The sequence below is a fragment of the Bradyrhizobium sp. P3_C3 genome (assembly GCF_056402655.1).
The window spans coordinates 362,707-368,844 of record NZ_JBFUGY010000013.1; the positions used below are offsets into that span (position 1 = coordinate 362,707).

A 6,138-nucleotide genomic window follows, 5' to 3' on the forward strand; every position below is an offset into this window, starting at 1 on the left:
CGTTTTCATGTGATTGGAAGAAGAATGGTGGGAACGGCGCAAGAGCGCCTTTGCCCACCCTACGAAAGCTACGCCACCCGCCACTCCGGCACGTCATCCGCGGCCATCGCGATCTCGCCGAGCGAGCCTACCGGCGTGCGATCCATGTTGAGCAGATGCGCCAGCGTCGCCGCGTCGCTCGCCGGAATGCGCGCGAGTGTGCGCCGCTCGTCCGCCGTCCGCAGCATCACCACGCCGTGCTCGACATCGCCGCCGCGGCCATAGAGCACCGTAAAGCTCTCGACCTTGCCCCTACCTGAAGCCTCCGTGACGAACTCGGGCACCCCGCGCTTGTTGCGGTCGGCCTCGCCTTGCACGCTCGTCTCCTGCGCCAGCGCCTCACGTGGCGTCTTCGACACCACCAATGCGTGGTGCTTGGTGACGAAGCCGCCCTGGCCGTAGAGCAGCCCGAGCTTGGCGCCATCACGCACACGCCGCACCATCGCGCAGGCCGCATGCGTCATGTAGGTGTTGAGCGGCGCACCGAAGAAGGTGAGGCCACCGGTCACGGTCGGCTGCACGTCGGCCCCGAGGCTCAGCGTCCGCCGCGCCATCTTGGGCACGCATGGGAAGCAGCTATAGAGCTCGATCGCGTCGAAGCCGTCGCCGCCGGCGAGATCCATCGCCGCCTTCAGCACCGCATTCTGCGGATGGCTTTCATGGAACTGATCGCGCAGGAGGTAATCGCGCGGCTCCTCGGCCGAGGCGCCACCGAGCGGATAGACCAGCTTGTCCTCGGCGATGCCGGCCGCGCGCGCCTTGGCGAGGCTGGTGAGCAGCAGCGCGCCGCCCATGTTGACGCTGGGGTTGGCGACCATGAGCTTGTTGTAGGGCCAGGCGATCAGCCGGTTGTCCGCCGTCGGCGTCGTGATCTCGTCCGGCGCATAGCGCCGCTTCAGCCAGGCGTTGGGATTTTCGGCGGCGGCCTCGGAGTAGCGCGACCACAGCGTGCCGGACTCTGCCATGGCTTCGCGCGGCGTCTGGCCCCAATGGGCGGAGGAGGCGGACTCATAGAAGGGATAAACGGTGACGGGACGGAACACGCCGAGCTTCACCGCCAGCGGCTTCTGGAAAGCCGCCCCACGCTTGGGCTCCTCGACGTCATGGGCGAACGGCGTCCAGGGCAGCTTGACCCCGGCGCGCTCCGCCTTGGTCGCGGTCGACTGCGCCTCCGCGCCGCAGACTGCCGCCACCGTGCATTCGCCACGCGCAATGCGCTTTGCCGCCTCGTGGATGTAGCGGATCGGACTCTCGCCGCCGACGGGGCCGTAATGGCAATGCGCCGGCGCAATGCCGAGCCGCTGCGCCAAAAGCTTCTCCGGATCGCGATAGCGCCAGCTCAGGAAGTTGACGACGTCGAGCGACTGCACCTCGCCAAGCAGCTTTGCGCCGGCGTCCTGTTCGGCCCGCCGTAGCGCCTGTTCAAGCAGATCCAGCGGCTCGAGGCCGTCGGTGATCTCCTTGGGTCGGTCGATGATCTCGCCGATGCCGACGATGACGGGGATGCGGTCTTCCGGGATATTGTCAGTCATAATCTCGATTCACGATGTTAGTTGTCTCGTCATTGCGAGGAGCGAAGGAACGAAGCAATCCAGATATGTATCCGCGGAAGCAGTCTGGATTGCTTCGCTTCGCTCGCAATGACGATGTGGATGCTACTCCGCTACCAGCGCATTCATGTGCTCGACGGCCTCGGCAAATTCCTCCTTGAACTCCTGCACCACCGCGCCCGCCGACTTCACGCTGTCGATCAGGCCGACGCCCTGGCCGACGAAATAGCTGACGAGGTCGCGCGCCTTGGCATTGCCGCTCGCCGCCGCACGATCGATCGCGTTGAAGGCGTCGCGGCTGATGACGCTTTGCAGCGGCATCGGCAGCGCGCCGGGGCTTTCCGGCGCGCGGTCCCAGGCATCGGTCCAGACCGACCGGAGCTGGCGTGCGGGCTTGCCGGTGCGCCCCTTCGAACGGATCGCGTCGCGCGAGGACGCCGCGATCATCTTCTCGCGGAAGATCTCCGTGGTCTCGGCCTCGACGGTGGCGAGCCACACCGAACCGGTCCAGGCGCCGGCCGCGCCCATCGCCATGCAGGCGGCCATTTGCCGTCCCGTCATGATGCCGCCGGCCGCGAGCACCGGCACGTCGCGGATCTTCTTGATCGCCTTGATCACCTCCGGCACCAGCACCAGGGTGGAGACCTCGCCGCAATGGCCGCCGGCCTCGGTGCCCTGCACCACGAGAATGTCGACGCCGGCCGCGACCTGGCGCAACGCATGCTCCTTGGCGCCGACGAGGGCGGCAACCGGCACGCCGTGCTTCCTGCCCGTCTCGATCATCGCCTTCGGCGGCACGCCCAGCGCGTTGGCGATCAAACGGATCGGATGGTTGAAGGAGACCTCGAGCAGCTGAAGTGCGGTCTTCGCGTCGAACGGTTGCGGCTGGTTGTCGGCCACATCACTTGTCGTCAACTCGATGTCGTATTTCTTCAGGAGGTCGCGCGTGTAGGCGCGGTGCTCCTGCGGCACGCGCGCCTCCAGGCTCTTCCAGGTGACGTCCTTCTCGCCTGCGGTCGAGATGTTCTCGGGGATCAGCACGTCGATGCCGTAGGGCTTGCCGTCGACATGCTCGTCAATCCATTTCAGCTCGCGCTCGAGCGTGTCGGGCGTGTGCACGGTGGCACCCAACACGCCGAAGCCGCCGGCACGGCTGACGGCGGCAACGACGTCGCGGCAATGGCTGAAGGCGAGCAGTGGGAACTCGATGCCCAGCATGTCGCAGATCGGCGATTTCATGGCTCTCTCCCGGCAGCCGTCGCGTTGCTGTTGTTGCTTTGCTTGAGCGAAGGCGCTTCGACGCTAGCCCATCGTCGCTACTGATGCCAATCCGGATTTGGCCGCGCATCTTGCGTGCAGACGCCACGCGGCGGATGAGCCATTCCGCTGCACAAAATAAAGAGGCCAGAGCCCACCGATTTGCCTCTTGCGCTTTTGTGAGCCTGTGAGAATGCTGGCGCAAACAAAGAGAAAACAGCGAGGGAGCGCCAACCGATGTCGCAAGCGCAAGCGAGTCCGGCCCGAACCGTGAAGGCCCAAGCCTTGAAAGCTTACGACGTGGTCGTCGTCGGCGCGGGCTTTGCCGGCATGTACATGCTGCACCGCCTGCGCGGTCTTGGCTTCTCGGCGCGCGTCTATGAGCAGGGCGGTGGCGTCGGCGGCACCTGGTACTGGAATCGCTATCCCGGCGCGCGCTGCGATGTCGAGAGCATGCAGTATTCCTACTCGTTCTCGGAAGAGCTTCAGCAGGAGTGGGACTGGAGCGAGCGCTACGCGCCGCAGCCGGAGATCCTGAACTACGCCAACCACGTTGCCGACCGTTTTGATCTTCGCCGCGACATCCAGTTCGACACCCGCGTCGAGCGCGCGGCGTTCGACGCGCGGGCGAAGTGCTGGTCGGTGACGACGTCCGACGGCAAGACGGTTGAGGCGCAGTTCATCGTGCTCGCGACCGGCTGCCTCTCGAACGCGCGCAAGCCCGACATCAAGGGCCTTGAGAGCTTCAAGGGACCGGTCTACCACACTGGCAGTTGGCCGCATGAAGACGTCGACTTCACGGGCTTGCGCGTCGGCTTGATCGGGACGGGATCGTCTGGCATCCAATCGACGCCCGTCATCGCCGAACAAGCAAGACATCTCACCGTGTTTCAGCGCACGGCGAATTTTTCGATTCCCGCGCGCAACGCCGCGCTGACCGACGAAGAGCGCAACAACGTCCGCAAAACCTATCCGGAGATCCGCCGCTTCGCCCGCGAAATCGCACGCAACGGCATTTTCGCCGAGCAACCCGATCGCGGCGCACTCGACGACAGCGATGAGACCAGGAATGGCAAATATTCGGCGCGCTGGGAGCGCGGCGGGCTCACCTTCATGTATGTCTACAACAATCTCGGCCTGGAGCGATCGGCGAACGATACCGCGGCGAACTTCGTGCGCGGCAAGATCGCCGGGATCGTGCAGGACCCCGAAACCGCGAAGCTGCTGCAGCCCAACAGCCATCCGATCGGCACCAAGCGCATCTGCATCGATACGGATTATTTCGCGACCTTCAACCGGCCGAACGTCTCGCTGGTCGACATCAAGACCAATCCGATCGAGGAGATCACCGCGAATGCCGTGCGCGTCGCAGGCAAGGACCACGAGGTCGACGCGCTGGTGATGGCGACGGGCTTCGATGCCATGACCGGCTCGGTCGCGAAGATCGACATCAGTGGCCCGGGCGGACGGACGCTGAACGAGAAATGGGCGGAAGGTCCGAAGACCTATCTCGGGCTGATGAGCGCGGGCTTTCCAAACCTCTTCATCATCACCGGCCCCGGCAGTCCGTCGGTGCTCTCGAACATGATCGTCTCGATCGAGCAGCATGTCGACTGGATCGCAGATTGCCTCGTCCACATGCGCAGGCACGGTGTTGCCACCATGGAGGCAAGCGGGGAGGCCGAGGACAAGTGGGTCGCCCATGTCAACGAGGTCGCCCACGGCACGCTCTATCCGCAGGCCAATTCCTGGTACATGGGCGCCAACATTCCAGGCAAGCCGCGCATCTTCATGCCCTATATCGGCGGTGTCGGTGTCTACCGCCGGATCTGCGACGAGGTCGCGGCGAAGGGATATGAGGGGTTTTTGCTGGGGCGGGCCGAGCGGGGGCTGACGGCGGCCGCGTCCTGAACCTGGCTCTTTCCGATCGTAATTCCCGGGGGGCGCGGAGCGTTGTTGGGCCCGGAACGACGGCGGGGAAGTGGCCTGCCATGACGAAACGTAGAGTTGCCCCGCCCGGCAATGCATTTCTGCGCCCTTGCCATCGGCCATTCGCGGGCTAATTAATGCAGGCGCATCTTTTCGCCGGAGCCCCCGCATGACCGACGCCCCCGCCTACGTGCCGCCCAAAGTCTGGACCTGGAACAAGGAGAACGGCGGGCAGTTCGCCAGCATCAACCGACCCATTGCCGGTCCCACCCACGACAAGGAGCTGCCGGTCGGCAAGCATCCCTTTCAGCTCTATTCGCTGGCGACGCCGAATGGCGTGAAGGTCACGGTGATGCTGGAGGAACTGCTGGCGCTCGGCCACAAGGGCGCCGAATACGATGCCTGGCTGATCAGGATCGGCAATGGCGACCAGTTCGGCAGCGGCTTTGTCGACATCAACCCGAACTCGAAAATTCCCGCGCTGGTGGACCGCTCCGGTCCCGAGCCGATCCGGGTGTTCGAATCCGGCTCGATCCTGGTCTACCTCGCCGAGAAGTTCGGCGCCTTCCTGCCGAAGGATATCAAGAGCCGCACCGAAGCGATGTCCTGGCTGTTCTGGCAGATGGGCAGCGCGCCCTATCTCGGCGGCGGTTTTGGTCACTTCTACGCCTACGCGCCGACCAAGATCGAATACGCCATCGACCGCTTTGCGATGGAGGTCAAGCGCCAGCTCGACGTGCTCGACCGGCGCCTTGCCGACAACGAGTACCTCGCGGGCAATGAGTACACCATCGCCGACATCGCTGTGTGGCCCTGGTACGGCGCGCTCGCCAAGGGGCTGGTCTATGGCGCCGGCGAATTCCTGTCGGTGCAGGACTACAAGCACGTGCAGCGCTGGACCGACCAGATCGCCAAGCGCCCGGCCGTCAAGCGCGGCCGCATGGTCAACCGCGTCTCCGGCGATCCCGCCAGCCAGCTCCACGAGCGCCACGACGCCGGCGATTTCGACACCAAGACCCAGGACAAGATCGGCGAGCCGGCGGCGACGTAAACGGTGCTCGCTTCACCTCGCCCCGCTTGCGGGGAGAGGTCGAATTCGATCGAAGATCGAATTCGGGTGAGCGACTGTGTTCGCTGTCAAGCGGGTTGCCATGGTGTTTTCGTCCTGATCATGACATTGAGGATGGTCAGCAGCTTGCGGGCGACGGCGATCAGGGCAACGAGCTTCGGCTTTCCATTGGCCACGAGGCGCTCAAAGAAGGCCTTGAGGACGGGGTTGTGACGTCTGGCGGTCATCGCTCCCATGAACAATACCGTTCGCACCGCTTGTCGCCCGCCACCAATGAAGCTTTTTCCGCGCCAC

Annotated in this window: 4 protein-coding genes and 1 pseudogene; 2 read left to right on the plus strand and 3 right to left on the minus strand. The window is 64.7% G+C overall.

The features are described 5' to 3' along the window. Positions 1–68: 68 nt before the first annotated feature. Positions 69–1,571 (minus strand): acetyl-CoA acetyltransferase, encoded by a 1,503-nt coding sequence (locus AC1DW2_RS17920; RefSeq protein ID WP_477006779.1) that lies wholly within the window; start codon positions 1,569–1,571, stop codon positions 69–71. Between the two features lie 123 nt (positions 1,572–1,694). Then, positions 1,695–2,828, minus strand: a complete 1,134-nt coding sequence (locus AC1DW2_RS17925) for a nitronate monooxygenase (protein WP_477006780.1) — start codon at positions 2,826–2,828, stop codon at positions 1,695–1,697. A gap of 255 nt (positions 2,829–3,083) precedes the next feature. Here AC1DW2_RS17925 and AC1DW2_RS17930 point away from each other — a divergent pair, with 255 nt between their 5' ends. Further along, positions 3,084–4,757 carry a flavin-containing monooxygenase gene (locus tag AC1DW2_RS17930; protein WP_477006781.1) on the plus strand — a complete coding sequence of 558 codons (1,674 nt, stop codon included), beginning with the start codon at positions 3,084–3,086 and terminating at the stop codon, positions 4,755–4,757. Positions 4,758–4,944: 187 nt separating this feature from the next. Next, positions 4,945–5,826 carry a glutathione-dependent disulfide-bond oxidoreductase gene (gene yghU, locus AC1DW2_RS17935; protein WP_476076197.1) on the plus strand — a complete coding sequence of 294 codons (882 nt, stop codon included), beginning with the start codon at positions 4,945–4,947 and terminating at the stop codon, positions 5,824–5,826. A gap of 86 nt (positions 5,827–5,912) precedes the next feature. Here yghU and AC1DW2_RS17940 read toward each other — a convergent pair. Then, a pseudogene (locus tag AC1DW2_RS17940) lies at positions 5,913–6,138 on the minus strand (IS110-like element ISMex17 family transposase); the annotation flags it as partial.